Source organism: Dysgonomonas hofstadii (genome assembly GCF_014196915.1).
Classification (GTDB): Bacteria; Bacteroidota; Bacteroidia; order Bacteroidales; family Dysgonomonadaceae; genus Dysgonomonas; species Dysgonomonas hofstadii.
Map to the genome: position 1 here is coordinate 1 of NZ_JACIEP010000006.1, position 15,804 is coordinate 15,804.

A 15,804-nucleotide genomic window follows, 5' to 3' on the forward strand; every position below is an offset into this window, starting at 1 on the left:
AATTATGAATTGTGAATTAAAAATTATAAATCTCTAATCATGATAATATAATCCTTCCCAGTACTACACTTCTTGGATGTTGTTGTCATTTCTTTTCAAAGATCGCCCGCTTTACTTAAAAATCCATTATTTCATCCCTATTTCATGACTCCATTAAGGAGCAAAGCGGGTGCAAAAGTAGAAAACTATTCAATCCCTTCCAAATATTTTATAGCCTTTTTTTATTTTTATTTCAGAACAATATTAGACATATAAACTAAATACCTATATCACAATATGTTGTTAAACATAAAATAAAGAAAGAAAAGAATTTATCTTTTATCCAAACTATATTTTTCTTAATATTTAGCGACAACATTATGAAAGTTGTTTTTTCAAATTTTACTATTTAATTAAAATAAAAACGCAGAACACAAACAATTCCCTGACTCTTTTTATATAGATAAATATGAAATAAAAAAATCCAAGTTTTATCAAATTTGATTATAATTAATATCTTTGCTGCTCATTATATAATATAAAAACAGATATACATGAAAACGTCTTCTTTATCAAAGTTTATATTTCTTATAGCCACATGCTGTATTCTTTTTTCCTGTAAAGATAAAAATCCTCAATTCTCAATTGAAGGCACAATAACAAATGCTGACACAACAATGCTTTATCTGGAAAGAAGGACTTTAACCGAGACAACTGTTATCGATTCCATAAAACTGGATAAAGACGGAAACTTCAAATTCGAAGAAGATGCTCTCGAATACCCGGAGTTCTATCTGTTAAGACTGAACGGCCAAAGAATAAATCTGGCTATAGACTCGACCGAAACAATCATAGTAAAAGCTCCGAAAGAAACCTTTGCCATGGATTATACGATCGAAGGTTCCGACGCTTCAGTAAAAATAAAGGAGGTTGTATTAGCTCAGAATAAACTAAGTCAGGCTCTTTCCGATTTAGATAACAAATACGAAAAGAAAGAAATATCCGACGATGAATACCTGCAATCTTTCAAAGAGGCTATAGATGAATATAAAACAAAGGCCAAAGATATGATCTTTTCCGATTATACCAGCCTGGCATCTTATTTTGCTTTATTCCAGAAAGTAGACAATTATCTGATATTTGATCCTTACGACAAAAAAGACATCGGAGCATTCCAAGCCTTAGCTACCGTATGGGATCAGTATAAGCCAAAATCGCCGCGATCGGCCCATTTAAAAACCTTCACTCTTTCAGCGCTTGCTGAAGTACGCAAACTTGCAGGACAGGAAGAGACCTTGAAGAAGCTGGAAAATACGCAAGCTGCAGAAGACAATGTCTATTATGAGATTTCATTACCAGATATCAATGATAAGGAAATAAGCACCTCCTCTTTAAGAGGAAAAGTTGTTATACTTGACTTTACTGCGTATCAGACAGAGTTTTCTCCGGCACATAATATTGCGCTGAATAATATATATACAAAATACAGAGGAAAGCTTGAAATCTATCAGGTGTCGCTCGACACAGATATGCATGCATGGAAAAACAGTGCGATTAATCTGCCCTGGATATGTGTAAGGGATGCAAAATCTCTGACATCTGCGCTCGTTACCAAATTTAATATACAGGGAGTACCAACTACTTTTATTCTTAACAAGAACGGAGACATTGTAAAAAGGCTGTCTTCGAACGATGATATAGACAAAGAAGTTCAAAGATTATTATAAAAAGATAAGAAAAATATTTTGAAAGTATAAAAAATATCCCTTATCTTTGCTTACAACGATCTGAAAAGGAAAAGGAGTTCTGGCCTCTGAGGGCAAGGATTCTTTTTCTTTTTGTCGCTTTAATTAATCAAAAAGATATATAGTCACCAATTAATTTAAAATTACCATGGCTATCACGTACATGACCGAAGACGGTTACAAAAAATTAAAAGAAGACATCGCTGCTCTCGAAAGCGAAAGACCTTCTATTTCGAAGCAAATAGCAGAAGCGCGCGATAAAGGCGACCTGTCTGAAAATGCTGAATATGATGCTGCCAAAGAAGCTCAGGGACTGCTGGAAGCAAAAATTGCGCAGTTAAAGAATCTGTTGGCAAATGCTCGTCTGATCAATGAAGAATCTATTGGGACAGACGTTGTGCAGATACTTAACAAGGTTACCATCCGTAACACGAAGAACAACCAGCAGATGACCTACACCCTGGTTGCTGAGAGCGAAGCCAATCTGAAAGAAAATAAGATTGCTGTCAGCACTCCTATCGCTCAGGGACTGATGGGCAAGAAAGTTGGCGATGTGGCCGAAATAAAGGTTCCTGCCGGCATTATGAACTTTGAAATTGTAAACATCTCAATTTAAAGTCCTATGGCAAGCATTTTCAGCAGGATAGCAGCCGGCGAGATTCCGTCTTACAAGGTGGCAGAAAACGATAAGTTCTTTGCTTTCCTCGACATCAACCCTATGGCAAAAGGTCATACATTAGTTATACCAAAACAGGAGGTGGACTACATCTATGATCTGGACGATGCTACCCTTGCAGAACTCAATGTCTTTGCCAAGAAAGTAGCCAAAGCTATAGAGAAAGCCGTGCCATGCAAACGCGTAGGTGTAATGGTGCTGGGCATGGAAGTTCCACATGCACATATCCACCTGATTCCTATAAATAAGGAATCGGATATGCTTTTGTCTAATCGCAAACTAAAGCTGGAACAGGCCGAGTTTGAGGCTATAGCACAGAAAATAAGGGATAACATATAAGTCCTGTCTCATACACAATATATGAGAGACCGGCTTTGAGTAAGCCGGTCTTTTTTCTTATAGCTATTTGCTTGTCATTATTTTCAATACGAGCTTATCGGTTTCCTGCATCCCGATAGTTCCTATGCTGGTAAGGTTTTCGATAGTCTTATCCACATCGTCGTCTATAATACCCTCCATAGAACTGACGACTCCGTCCTCCATGGCCATTATCGCCGATAATACTGCCGTTGATACTCCGCTCGATATTTTCAGGGCACAACTTGGTTTTGCGCCGTCGCAGATCATACCTGTAATGTTTGCGGCCATATTTTTTACGGCAAAAGTTATCTGATCGTAACTTCCTCCCATCAGATAGGTAATACCACAACTGGCTCCCGTAGCAGCAACCACACATCCGCAAAGGGCTGACAAACGTCCCAGTTTTTGCTTGATATACACGACTGTCAGGTGGCTCAGCATTAACGCCCTGACAAGGTCATCTTCACAGGCCTTAATATCTTCGGCATAGGTCAGAACCGGAAGTGTGGCCGTTATCCCCTGATTACCACTGCCCGAATTACTCATCACGGGTATCATAGCTCCGTCCATACGTGCATCACAGGCTGCAGCCGTATAAGACATCATATGCGACAACACAGAATCGCCGAATATTTGTTTCCCCAGCTTGCCACTTACAGTCTTACCAACATTATGCCCGTAACTGCCTTCCGACGAGAGGCGGGCTGCTGCACGGTTAAGTTCCGCAGCTTTTAGGATAAAGCATATATCTTTTATCGGGACTGTGGTTGCAAATTCATATACCTTCGAAAAAGAAAGGGCTATCTCATCTTCTGCTGCTTTGCAATCCCCTTTCAGACTGCACTCATGAAGAATCTCACCATTCCTTGAGATATATGAAAAGTTGGTATGCGAGGTTTTTATAACAGCAATAGCTTCGTCTTCTCCGCTTAAACAATGCGCCTCTATATACAAATTGTCTTCAATATCTTCTTTTAAAGCGATCTCAATCCGTTTCCCGGAAATATATTCTCTCCCCCTTTCCACATCGGCAGGAGTCAGGTCTTTCAATACCTGCAAACCATATTCACTTTTGCCGATAGATGTCCCCAGGGCAATAGCAATGGGCAATCCGACCATCTTGGTGCCGGGAATTCCCACTCCCATCGCATTCTTCAGAATATTGGCACTCAGATAGACTTTGATCTTTTCGGGCAGGCACCCTAATACTTCTGTGGCCTTGGCCACACATAACGATACGGCGACAGGTTCGGTACAACCAATGGCTGGAACCACTTCTTTTTTTACAAGACTGACAATTTGATCTATCTCTAACTTTGAAAGCATAGTATTATCCAATTAACTATATATTAAAGCAAAGATACATTGATTATCATTATCTTTTTGATATAAACTCAATAAAATTAACAGGCTATTCAAAAAATAGTAGTTAAAGTAGTCAGAGGAATTAAGTAGTCAAGAACTTTTTTAACAAAAACCTGACAAACCTTACAAAATCAAGCTCCTCCTGACCTCCCCGCAGGGGAGGACCTGTTTTCCCCCGCCGGGGGAACTAAAGGGGGCTCTTCATTCTCGATCCTCTCCCTTTCTTCCTTCGTCGCCATCCTGATGACCTGGCTGTCCTCCCCGTTCAGGTGCTTATCCAGTTTAATAAACAAGTCGGCCTCATGCTGGTTATTTACATAAATAATTTGCTGCCGTAGTTTCGGCTTTTCCTGTTTTTCTTTCTCTTTGCGTTTCTCTTCCCGTTCCAGCACATAGTTTATCGCCCTCAGGTCGGGGTCTTTCTGTTTGGTTTTCACCACTTTCTTTTTCAGGATCATAACCGACGGGTTGCTGACCGCAGGCTGATAGGTGCAATGCTCTTCGATGGTTGTATATCCCGTCAGTTTTTTCTTCAGTGACGAGCGGGCTATTTTCACCAGTTCATCGTCGCGACGTTCTTCGGCTTCGTCTACCCTGCGTCTGAAATCGGGATTCTTTTCTTTCCAATAGTAGAACGTATTTCGGCTGATCTTCATAGCCGTGCATATCTCGGAGATTGTGTACAGGTCGGCTTCGATGAGCCTTTCGATGCGGGACACCAGTTTTTCGTTGTATTTTGCCATAATGATTAAGAATTAAGAGCCCCTCCCACCTCCCCAAGGGGAGGCTAATTTCCCCTTCGGGGTTAGGGGGCCGTTTTTCCCTATAGATAATTAATTCTTAATTTGATGAATCTTTATGATAAGATATTAAATATAGCTACTAAAGAATATATGGTATCATTCATATAGTCTTATACAAACGAAATCATCCCGACTTTTTATTTTTTACCACAGAGTCAAAAGAGTTAAAGGAGTTTTTCCCTTTAAGTCGAAAAAAGAGTATATTATTTACGTGAATTCGACACAAAGGATGCAATGCAATTCACTGTACATAAGTGTGTTTTATTAATTCATGTGAATCAGTAGTTAGATTTAACAGTTCAATTTTACTAACGTGCCTGTCGGCTTGTTTTCTTAACTTTTGTCTTGATACAAAAGTTACAAAAAATCAAGGCTGCATTCCTCGGCGACCCAAAACCGCCGTTACGGCTGAACAAAAAGAACTCGCTCATCAGCAGGGCTAAATACGAATCTTATGTGTAAGCTCGAACAGCTTTTTGTTCTACGCCTTCACTGCCGGATTGGGTGCCCCGCCTGCGGAACGTATGCCCGGGGCGCAATGCGGCGAGAAGAATATTCTGCCTTGTCAGGCGTCCGCCCAGTGGCATTAGTCCGTAGTGCGGGGCATCCGTCAGGTGAAAGGGGCGTGAAACCAAATACTGTCTGAGCCGCAGGCGAGTTTATTTGGTTTAGTCCCTGAGCCTGTAACGGGTCGCATGAAGGATGAGCCACCAAAGCATTTTTGCATCCTTTTTTTGCTTAGGAAAAAAGGATGGCAAGTAATCTTTGATTACGCGCAGTAAAAAATTGAACGATTATTTTTCACAATCTTAATAATTTCAACTACTGATTGGCATAATTCCTTGTGTACTTTGTGGTAAAAAAGACGGTTTAACCACTAAGAACACAAAGTTTTAAACGAAGTTCACAAGAGAAATTTATAACAGATTGATATTTAAACAGACTCTTAATTGATGTTTTACAGACAGAATCTTTTTTACTCTGTATTGAAAAAGTCAAGATGAGTTCAACGAATATAGATTTTTATTCCAACTTTTTTCTTCCCTTTATCAGGATAAAAAGAGAAACAACAATCGTTATCAAAAGTATTACATAAAAAACCGGTCCCTGAAACCGGACTAAATACCCAACGACGACACATACAATAACGAATACAACGGGTAGTAATTTCAACATATTTTCTAAATTAATAAAGTCCTACTTTTTAAGTAAATCTATGCCTGCATCCGGCATTTCGTCTTTACTCATCCCCCCACAAGTCAAAATTAGTTAAAAAAATCAATTAATTTATATGATATACTTTCCTAATTCAACACAAACATTTGGTCTATGCTTGTGAATATGTTACTTTTGTGTTCCAAACCATTTCTTCTACGCAATGGACAGCCAGAAAAAGAAAGTATACGTTATAATCAATCCGAAATCGGGGACTTCATCGAAACAGAATCTCCCGCATAAGATAGCTGATACATTTGACGCTCATTTGTTTGATGTACACATATTTATTACCGGTTATGCAGGACACGGATCGGAAATCGCGCAACAGGCCGTGAAGGAGAAAGCCGACTATGTGATTGCAGTCGGGGGAGATGGCACTGTCAACGAAGTAGCTCGTGCCTTGGTTGACTCCGACACTGCGCTGGGAATATTACCGTTAGGTTCTGGCAACGGACTTGCCCGTGATTTGAATATATCCATCGAAGTAAAGAAGGCATTGAGTGTGCTGACAGAAGAAAATGTTATCTCCATTGATTATGGCAAAGTGAACGACCGCATATTCTTTTGTACCTGCGGTGTAGGGTTCGACGCCGAAGTGGCAGCCATGTCTTCGGGCAAAAAGAACAGGGGATCGTTGATGTACTTTAAAAATATGCTGGAAATGTTTTTCAAGCAAAAACCTCAAACTTACGAAATCATCTGCCCCGAAGGCACAATAAAAGATGAAGCCTTTGTTGTAACCTGCGCAAATGCTTCTCAATATGGATACAATGCCCATATAGCCCCACATGCCGATATTCAGGACGGAATGATGAATATAGCCATACTGAAACCGTTGTCGATACTCGACGTTGCTCAGACCTCTTTGCAACTTTTCGCTAAAAAAATAGATGAAAATAGCAAGATGATAGAGCTTGTAACCAATGAGGTTACTATCAAACGTGAAAAGGAGGGTTTGATGCATATCGATGGCGATCCGGTGAAAATGGGAAAAGAAATAAATGTAAAGATCATTCCACAGGGACTAAAAGTTCTCGTTCCCAAAGACCCGCCTAAAAAGAATCCATTGGATCCACAGGAAATACTGATGAGAATAGCAGGCGCTTTTTCATAAAAGTGTGATCACTGATTATTATCATATTTAATTGTTCGATTTTACTGCGCGTAATCAAAGATTACTTGTCATCCTTTTTTCCTAAGCAAAAAAAGGATGTAAAAATGCTTTGGTGGGTCTGTGAGGACTGCAGCCTTGATCTTTTGTAACTTTTGTATCAAGACAAAAGTTGAAAAAAAACAAACCTTTGTTTTTCTCAATCAACTGATCCATATAATTCGTATCAATAAATAATAAAATTTATTTAACACGAAAAGCAAAAATATCAACTATTAGCTGTAATAAATGAATTATCTTTGCTCACAATCATAAAAATAACCTTCTTTGATGAAATATAATTTTGATGAAATAATAGACCGCAGGGGTACCCATGCCATCAAGACCGATGCTTTAGGTCCCCGCTACGGAAACCCCGACCTTATCTCCCTATGGGTAGCCGATATGGATTTCAAGTCGCCTCCGGCTGTTGCCGAAGCCATTATCGAACGAGCTAAACACGGAATATTCGGATATACCGAAGCCGGACAGGAATATTATGACGCTATTATTAATTGGGTAAACCGTCATCATAACTGGAAACCCGAACAGGAATGGATATCCTTTATTCCCGGTATAGTAAAAGGAATTGCCTTTGCTATCGACTGCTTTTCGTCAAAAGACCATAAAGTCATCATACAACCACCAGTTTACCATCCTTTCCGCATTGTGCCAACTATGCACGAACGAATTGTTGCAGACAATCCGTTAATATTGGAAGCCGGACAATACCGGATGGATATAGAGGGTCTGAAGTCAATAATAGATCCGTCATGCCGTATATTGATATTATGTAACCCTCACAATCCGGGAGGAAGAGTATGGACTCGTCAGGAACTGGCTGATATTGCCGAAATTTGTTACAATAACAACATACTTGTCATTTCCGACGAAATACATTCCGACCTGGCTTTTGCACCGCACAGGCACATACCCTTTGCCAGCGTTTCTGACAAAGCGGCACAAAACAGTATCACATTCATGGCACCCAGCAAAACATTCAATATAGCGGGCATAGTCAGTTCATTCTCTGTCATTCCAAATAATGAATTAAGGGAAAAATTCCATGCTTATCTGGAAAGAAGCGAATTACAGGAAGGACATATATTCGCCTATCTGGCTGCACAGGCCGCTTACGATAATGGAGACGAATGGCTCGCCGAAGCAAAGGATTATCTCTGGAAAAATATTACCTTTGTGGACGGATATCTGAAAGCTAACATACCACAGATAAAAGCCATGCTTCCACAGGCATCGTTCCTTATCTGGCTCGATTGCCGGGAATTGGGACTATCGCAGGAAAAACTGGTATCGCTGTTTGTCGATGATGCCAAACTGGCGCTCAACAATGGTGTAATGTTCGGTATAGAAGGGAAAGGTTATATGCGCATAAATATAGGTACGCCAAAAGCCAATATTGAAAAAGCGTTGGATAATCTTAAAAAGGCATTCGAATCAAAACATATACGTCCCTGAGTTTGTTTTATCCAAAATTGGGCACGGTTATTGTCATATAAAAGAAAAACAATAAGTCTGGTAGGCTTGAATTATTAATTTAAACAAACAAATACTTAAAATGAAAATCTCAACTAATAAGTTTGTTTCTTTATCGTACGACCTGAATGTGGGTGAAGGTGAAGAACGTGAACTGATGGAAAAAGCAACGTCAGAAAACCCTCTTGAATTTATCTATGGAACAAACTCCATGCTTGAGGCTTTTGAAAAAAATCTTGACGGTCTGGCGGAAGGTGATTCTTTCGATTTTGTACTGACTCCTGATGAAGCATACGGAGAATACGATGACGAAGCTATCGTTGATCTTCCTCGCAATATATTCGAACAAGACGGAAAACTGAACGAAGAAGTTATTTTCGAAGGAAATATGGTACCTATGATGGACACTAACGGTAACCGTCTGAATGGTTCTGTTGTAGAAGTGAAGGACGATATCGTGAAAATGGACTTCAATCATCCGCTTGCAGGAGAAACGTTGAACTTCAGCGGAAAAGTTCTTACTGTAAGGGAATCTACTCCGGAAGAAATCGCAGCATTGTTTGCCCCACAGGGAGGTTGTGGCTGCGGATCAGGTTGTGGTTGCGGAGACGAGGAAGGTGATTCTTGTGGATGCGGAAGTGAAAAAGAAATGGCCGGAGCCGGTGGATGCGGATCAGGCTGTGGTTGTGGCGGACACTAATCGAACATGATATAAATGTAAAAGACAGGCTTCATCAGAAACCTGTCTTTTTTTATTATGGTATTATTATTTATTTTGCTTTCTTCACCCAAATGGCCAGATTTCCTCCCTGTACAAGAAAATCGCCATCTCCGTTTTCATCTATGGTCACAGTTTTTTTGATATTTCCGGTAAGCTCAAACCATGTCTCCCCTGCCCTTTCTTTACCTACATTCATTTTCTTATCTCCATCTTCTCCGTTCGATATCAACAGAGCCAAACCCGAATCCCGATGGTCTTTATCACCCATACGCACGAATCCAACCGTAGCGGGATGATCAAAATAATCCACCTGATTACCATATGCATATTTCCGGCGTGCATCTAAGATTATGTCAATAATAAGCTTATGAGGGGATTTCTTTCCCTTCACCCCATAATAATCACCATAAAAAATAGTAGGGTATCCATCTTTCATCAACAAGATTAATCCGTAAGCCGACGGTTTGAACCAATCCTGAATCTGTGATTCAAGAGAGCTCTCCGCCTGCGAATCGTGGTTGTCTACAAATGTTACCGCCAGTTCCGGATGAGAAACAACCAATGCGTCATTCAGGAGTTTCCGCATATCATATTTCTTCCCTTGTTCAGAAGCGGCAAAAAGATTATAATGTAGCGGCACATCGAACAGGTCGACAGAGCCTTCAACCGATTTTGCATAGTTATCCAATGTTTTCAGATCTCCGTTCCAATATTCGCCTACTGCATAAAAATCATTTCCTCTTTCCTTCCTTACAGCTTCGAGAAACTGTTTAACAAACGAACTGTTCATATGCTTAACCGCATCCAGACGCATGCCATCCAGATTCAGTTCTTTAGATACCCACACACCCCAAAAGTTCAGTTCTTTTATCACTTCCGGATGATTCAGGTCGAGATCGTTGCCTAACAGGAAATCGTAATTCCCGTTTTCGGCATCTACCCCTTCACTCCATGACTTGTTTTCACCTTGTATCTGGAATATACCGCTCTTTTTCGCAGCATCATTATAGTCTGTACCCGAAAAATGATACCAGTGCCATTGAAAATCGGAATATTTATTATCACGTCCGGGAAAGTTATAACCTGTCCATCCTTGTATCTCAAATGGCTTCGAGATTGCTTGGGTACGGTCTTTTGGATTGACCTCCACCACTTCGAAACGCTCTGTAAAATCGCCCCACGACTTATGATTCATCACAGCATCCAGATAGACCGATATCTTGTATTTATGCAGTTCACCGATCATCTCCTTCAATTCCTGCTTCATCCCGTATTTAGTCCTGACAGTATTTTTCTGATTGAATTCGCCCAGATCGAACAGATCGTAGGTTGCATAACCTTCATCTTGTTGTTCGTCAGCTTTATATGCCGGGGGAATCCAGACTGCGGTAATCCCGATCTCGCTCAAATGTTTAGCATCGGCTTTCAACTGTTTCCATAAATTCCCGTCGTTGGGCAGATTCCACTCAAAATACTGCATCAATACGCCATTTTTCATTCCTTTATAGCCTTTAGTTTGCGTAAATTTTCCTTTCTTAAACAAGCAGAAACGGAAAAAGGTTTATGTATGGATGAAGTAAAAGATTAAAATATCTTTTCCATTACGACATAATCATAACCGTTTTTAGAGAAACGATCATCTGTCTCTTTATATCCGAATTTCTCATAGAAGCCGGTTGCATTGACACGGGCATTGCACCAAAGCTTATCAAATTTCATATCGTTGGCATAATCTGTCAACCACTGCATTAGAGCAGATGCATAGCCTTTTCCCTGTTCATCTGTCCGGGTAGCCAGCTTGCGAAACTGAACCTCACGTCCATGTAGAAAAACAGACATAACGGAAACCAGTACATCATTTTCATAAACTCCGATATGCAGTCCCATATTATCATCCGGCAGTTTCACAAAATCAATATCCTTGTCGGGATACATCGCGTCCTTTCTTAAAATAAGAACATCCTCGTATGGGACTTCATTTATTATCATAGGGTTAGAATTTATATGTGAGCATCAATCGCCCTTCGTACGTTTTTGAAAACACATCATCGAAATACCTGTAATTGGTATCACGGGTATAATTGTAACCAATTCCCGTCAGGAAGAGATGATCTCTTAACTTCAGGTCAGCTCTGAGGCTTATGGCATGTAGGATAGCCTGCGAACGGTCGCCCTGATAATCGAATTCATGTACATTTATATTATCCCAGTCCACATCCTGAGGATAACCTTTCCATGTAAACATACGATATACCTCATAATTGCCCGATACACTGAGCCTGTCTTTGAATGCGAAGTTAAATCCGGCCTTTGTACTGAATCCACTGGCCAGATTATAATTACGCATATCCACTACATAGTGATCACTGAGAGCTCCGCCCAACAGAACCAGATTGGCATGCAGGTAAGCATCGAATGAGAAATATCTTGTACGGTTACTTCTGTAAATCAATCCTGTGCCGACTGATGCCGGGGTACAGAATTTATATGGAATTTTATTAGAAACATCAGATATTGTATCCGAATCGTAATAATCGAAATGCTGGTAAACACCAAAACTCAGGAAATCGGTCTTCGTATCTATCCAATCGGTAACGTATAATCGTCCCACAATATTCAGCTGACTGAGAAATGGTTGCGAACTATGGGCATTCAGGTTACTCTTGAATGTAAAATAATCATACGGTTTCTGGTTTTCGGTAGAAAAACGATCTCCGTATTCGATATTTATATCCAATGCTGCACCCACACCTTTGTCCAGTATTTCTCCTTTAAATTCCAATGCCCTGACCCCTGTAGATATTTCGACACTCACATCGGGCACCCCGAATTGCTTGCCCGAAGTAGACCGCCTGCGCCATGCATCTCCATTGATAACACGGGTAAGTCCCCGCATAGGGGAGATAACAAAGCCTGCAGCTTCACGCCCGAATCGTCCCCAGCCTGTCTTTCTGTCATCGAGCACCAAGTCGGAGGTACGGTAAAAAACCTCGCCCAACGCCAATCCGCCAATAGGTGTAGCCATTATATCATTGACCGACGGATATTCGTTTTCCATAAATAATTCCCACATAGCGCTACCGCCCAAAGTGAAAGCTCCTGATTCCCAGAAATTATAGCCATTGGAACGGGCAGCGTTAAAGTACAAATTGCCATGATATGGATGCAGGAACATGTTATTTCCCATATCATCATTATCCCACACCCACCTATGCTTTAGGTTTTTCCTTATCGTATGTATACTTATATATGCGTAATCCTGTTTTGCCACATACCTGTTGAATGCCCATAGACCCATATTCATCGAGAATATTTTTGTAGCGGCAGCCCAGCCGTTTTTCTTGGAATAATAGGCTATATCGAGCGAATCGGCCGGTTTGGGCGGAACAACCTGATAGCGGATAGCAAACTGGGAATATGCAGATAATGATATAAGGAAAAAAAATCCTATTAACACACGGGTTCTATTTTGCATGCGAAATTGCGAAAAGTTTAACTCAATAGATGTAAATAAGAAGCAAAGATAATTGTTTAATGATAAGTTAATAGCAATTAATAAAATATTTCATCAAAATATGGAAAAGGAGGATGACATAGATATGCGATTCTCTTTGTTTATGCCATATTACATATTTACTGAACGGGGTGCTTCCGGTATTCCTCCCCCATATTTATCCTGCTGAAAACAATGACGAAAGCCAGAATACTGCACAAGAAGAAAGCAATGCCTACCGCAACTATCGACCCGTCACTGATAAAACTTGAAAGAATGGTACAGACAAATGCCATCGCAAGCTGTATAGAGCCGAAAAGCGCTGATGCCGTACCACTGTTGTTTGTATCGGCAAAGGGCGTTATAGCCAGTTCTGTCGTGGTCGGGAACAATATACCTATCGGGAATACATAGAAGAACAGAACAATAAGAATTGCGTTCATATTTACATTCATATACATGGCGGCAAGCAATACTACACTTGCAAAAGACATAAATAATAAAGCATATTTCACCAGATTATTTGTCTTCACATATTTCTGAAAGATCGTGGTCAGGTAAGACCCCAGCATTAGCCCAAAAGCATTTACGGCAAATATAATACTGAACGCGTCACTCGAAAAACCTCCTTTTTCCATTATCAGGAAAGGGCCATTGGCAACATAGATCATCAATGCACCGTTTACAATTCCTGCGATCAATGAATAAATCACGAATTTCCGGTTTTTAAGTATCTGCAGATAATCTTTTACGACATTCACTTTCGCTGCGGGTTTGCTTTGCTTATGTGTTTCGGGCAAAAAAAAGAGTGTTAAGGCAAAAAGAATTATTCCCAGAGACATCATTGTCCCGAACAAACCCTTCCAGCTAAAATATTGTAATACCGCATTCCCTATAGATGGTGCCAAAATAGGGGCAATACCCATAATCAACGCCAGTAAGGCAAATATTTTCAATGTTTTACTTTTATCATAATAATCGGTTACTATTGCCCGTGATATGACTACACCCGCACATCCCCCAATGGCCTGTACAAAGCGGATAACCCACAGTTGCTCTATCGAACGAACATACATACAGGCTACTGATGCCAGAATAAAAATAACAAGAGATACTAGTATCGGCTTCTTTCTGCCAAATTTATCGGCAAGAGGCCCCCAGATCAATTGTCCGACAGCAAATCCTGCAAGGAAAGTAGATAATGAAATCTGAACCGAAGCTACCGATGTGGATAACGATTCGGAAATCATCAGAAATCCGGGTAAATACAAATCGATACTAAGTGGCTCTAAGGCAGTCAACAAGGCGAGAATAATAACAACAATCCATTGTGTAAGTGTAAATCCTTTCATACTTTTTCTTTTTTTTGAGGGAGCAAAAGTAAACAGGATAGGTTGTTACACACTTATACTTATGGTCCTATTACTTGGACAAATGGTCAGCTATCGCGAAACTCGGTGGGTGTCTGTGATGTTTGTTGTTTAAAAAAGCGGGTGAAGTAGGCGGCTTCGTTGAAGCCCAGATCGAAAGCGATTTCTTTAAGGTTCTTTTTGCCTATGCGTATTTCTTTCTTTATTTCAATGATCAGCCTTTCCTGAAGATGTTGTTTTACTGTTTTTCCTGTGCCTTTCTTGCTTATTTCGTTTATCGTTTTGCACGACATACCGAAACAGTCCGCATAGAATTCGGTCTCACGCTGGTGAATAAAATGAGTATCGATCAGCCTCATCAATTCTCCTACGATTGTATCTTTTCCATTCTCAGGGCTATGAAGCGAAGAAACCAAATAGAGGAAAGATTGCATATAACTTATCATCAGGGGCAAACGATTTTCTGAACGAGACTCCTGTAAAAGAAGTCCATTTAATTGCCTGAGCATGGATTCAGTTTGTTTGTCCGGCTTTAAAAAGGCATTCGAAACATACCCGCGCAGATAATCGGACTGTATGTATTCACTTATTCTGAAAAACAGATCGTTATGAATAGCGTAGAGGAAACCTTCCTTTCCCTGTGGATCGAGCTTGTCTATCTGCCCCGGAAAGATCAGAATAAATTGATTCTCCTCTAAAGTATATTCTTCAAAATCGAGAAAGTAAGTTGTATCTCCCGATACTTTTGTAAACCAAAGCAACTGATAAAAATCGTAACGCTGGTAATTACCAAAAATAGTATCATCAGTCAGTTCTTCCAGCCTGAAAATCTCAATAAAAGGATTTTCATTCAGCTGATTAAGAAATATGTGTTTATTTTCTGTCACCCTGCTATAACTATATTACAGGAACAAAAATAATAAACAATTCGTCCTCTTACCGAACAATAACCGGAAATATATGGTTTCTCTCAATATAAATAAATCAAAGCTTAGCGATCTTAAAAAATAATCATGTAAATTTGAGGGATGTTAAAACAAATACTATTAGTTGGTGCAGGTGGTGCAGTGGGAAGCATTTTCAGGTTTCTCACTTCGGTTTTCGTTACCCGGTCAGAGCCATGGCCATTTCCTGTGGCTACTTTCTTTGTAAACATCATCGGCTGTTTTTGTATCGGGCTGTTTGCCAACCTGATACCATCGAATAACCTGCGTTTTCTTATGATCACCGGATTCTGCGGAGGATTTACCACATTCTCCACTTTTGCCAGTGAAAACCTCAGCCTTATCAACAACAATCAACTCTTTATAGCCGTTATATATATCGTAGCCAGTGTAATAATCGGACTGGGTGCAGTCTGGTTGGGAATGTACATTACAAAATAACACAACTGCTTTACAAAATTTAACTTTAGTATATTTAACTTTTCC

Annotated in this window: 15 protein-coding genes; 7 read left to right on the forward strand and 8 right to left on the reverse strand. The window is 40.1% G+C overall.

The window, feature by feature from the left end; translation table 11 throughout:
* Positions 1 to 533 precede the first annotated feature (533 nt).
* The 3 genes from GGR21_RS09110 (at position 534) to GGR21_RS09120 (ending at position 2,739) form a co-directional block, all read left to right on the forward strand.
* On the forward strand, positions 534 to 1,706 hold the full coding sequence (locus GGR21_RS09110) for a TlpA disulfide reductase family protein (RefSeq protein WP_183306905.1): 1,173 nt from the start codon (positions 534 to 536) through the stop codon (positions 1,704 to 1,706).
* A gap of 166 nt (positions 1,707 to 1,872) precedes the next feature.
* A complete protein-coding gene (greA, locus tag GGR21_RS09115; RefSeq protein WP_183306906.1) occupies positions 1,873 to 2,340 on the forward strand; it encodes a transcription elongation factor GreA in 468 nt (155 codons plus the stop codon).
* 6 nt (positions 2,341 to 2,346) lie between these two features.
* The gene (locus tag GGR21_RS09120) at positions 2,347 to 2,739 is read left to right on the forward strand and encodes an HIT family protein (protein ID WP_183306907.1); all 393 of its coding nucleotides are present in this window, start codon (positions 2,347 to 2,349) and stop codon (positions 2,737 to 2,739) included.
* A 63-nt stretch (positions 2,740 to 2,802) separates the two neighbouring features.
* Here the strand turns inward: GGR21_RS09120 and GGR21_RS09125 are convergent, their stop codons facing one another.
* The 3 genes from GGR21_RS09125 to GGR21_RS09135 all read right to left on the reverse strand — a co-directional run bounded on the left by GGR21_RS09125 (position 2,803) and on the right by GGR21_RS09135 (position 5,639).
* Positions 2,803 to 4,086, reverse strand: a complete 1,284-nt coding sequence (locus tag GGR21_RS09125) for an L-cysteine desulfidase family protein (protein WP_183306908.1) — start codon at positions 4,084 to 4,086, stop codon at positions 2,803 to 2,805.
* A 170-nt stretch (positions 4,087 to 4,256) separates the two neighbouring features.
* Complete coding sequence (locus tag GGR21_RS09130; RefSeq protein ID WP_183306909.1) at positions 4,257 to 4,868, reverse strand: bacteriophage terminase small subunit; 612 nt, start codon at positions 4,866 to 4,868, stop codon at positions 4,257 to 4,259.
* A gap of 549 nt (positions 4,869 to 5,417) precedes the next feature.
* Positions 5,418 to 5,639, reverse strand: a complete 222-nt coding sequence (locus tag GGR21_RS09135) for a hypothetical protein (RefSeq protein WP_183306910.1) — start codon at positions 5,637 to 5,639, stop codon at positions 5,418 to 5,420.
* Positions 5,640 to 6,306: 667 nt separating this feature from the next.
* Here GGR21_RS09135 and GGR21_RS09140 point away from each other — a divergent pair.
* The 3 genes from GGR21_RS09140 (at position 6,307) to GGR21_RS09150 (ending at position 9,490) form a co-directional block, all read left to right on the forward strand.
* Entirely contained in the window at positions 6,307 to 7,260 is a 954-nt protein-coding gene (locus tag GGR21_RS09140; RefSeq protein ID WP_183306911.1) for a diacylglycerol/lipid kinase family protein, read from the forward strand.
* A gap of 327 nt (positions 7,261 to 7,587) precedes the next feature.
* The gene (locus tag GGR21_RS09145; RefSeq protein WP_183306912.1) at positions 7,588 to 8,772 is read left to right on the forward strand and encodes a MalY/PatB family protein; all 1,185 of its coding nucleotides are present in this window, start codon (positions 7,588 to 7,590) and stop codon (positions 8,770 to 8,772) included.
* Between the two features lie 100 nt (positions 8,773 to 8,872).
* A complete protein-coding gene (locus GGR21_RS09150; RefSeq protein WP_183306913.1) occupies positions 8,873 to 9,490 on the forward strand; it encodes an FKBP-type peptidyl-prolyl cis-trans isomerase in 618 nt (205 codons plus the stop codon).
* A gap of 70 nt (positions 9,491 to 9,560) precedes the next feature.
* On the opposite strand, the gene GGR21_RS09155 is transcribed toward GGR21_RS09150, so the two are convergent.
* The 5 genes from GGR21_RS09155 to GGR21_RS21035 all read right to left on the reverse strand — a co-directional run bounded on the left by GGR21_RS09155 (position 9,561) and on the right by GGR21_RS21035 (position 15,261).
* The gene (locus GGR21_RS09155) at positions 9,561 to 11,009 is read right to left on the reverse strand and encodes an alpha-amylase (protein WP_183306914.1); all 1,449 of its coding nucleotides are present in this window, start codon (positions 11,007 to 11,009) and stop codon (positions 9,561 to 9,563) included.
* Between the two features lie 86 nt (positions 11,010 to 11,095).
* Positions 11,096 to 11,500, reverse strand: a complete 405-nt coding sequence (locus GGR21_RS09160) for a GNAT family N-acetyltransferase (RefSeq protein WP_183306915.1) — start codon at positions 11,498 to 11,500, stop codon at positions 11,096 to 11,098.
* Between the two features lie 4 nt (positions 11,501 to 11,504).
* Positions 11,505 to 12,986, reverse strand: a complete 1,482-nt coding sequence (locus GGR21_RS09165; protein ID WP_183306916.1) for a DUF3943 domain-containing protein — start codon at positions 12,984 to 12,986, stop codon at positions 11,505 to 11,507.
* Between the two features lie 158 nt (positions 12,987 to 13,144).
* Complete coding sequence (locus tag GGR21_RS09170) at positions 13,145 to 14,356, reverse strand: multidrug effflux MFS transporter (protein WP_183306917.1); 1,212 nt, start codon at positions 14,354 to 14,356, stop codon at positions 13,145 to 13,147.
* Positions 14,357 to 14,442: 86 nt separating this feature from the next.
* On the reverse strand, positions 14,443 to 15,261 hold the full coding sequence (locus GGR21_RS21035; RefSeq protein ID WP_183306918.1) for an AraC family transcriptional regulator: 819 nt from the start codon (positions 15,259 to 15,261) through the stop codon (positions 14,443 to 14,445).
* Between the two features lie 141 nt (positions 15,262 to 15,402).
* Here GGR21_RS21035 and crcB point away from each other — a divergent pair, with 141 nt between their 5' ends.
* On the forward strand, positions 15,403 to 15,759 hold the full coding sequence (gene crcB / locus GGR21_RS09180; protein ID WP_183306919.1) for a fluoride efflux transporter CrcB: 357 nt from the start codon (positions 15,403 to 15,405) through the stop codon (positions 15,757 to 15,759).
* Positions 15,760 to 15,804: the final 45 nt, after the last annotated feature.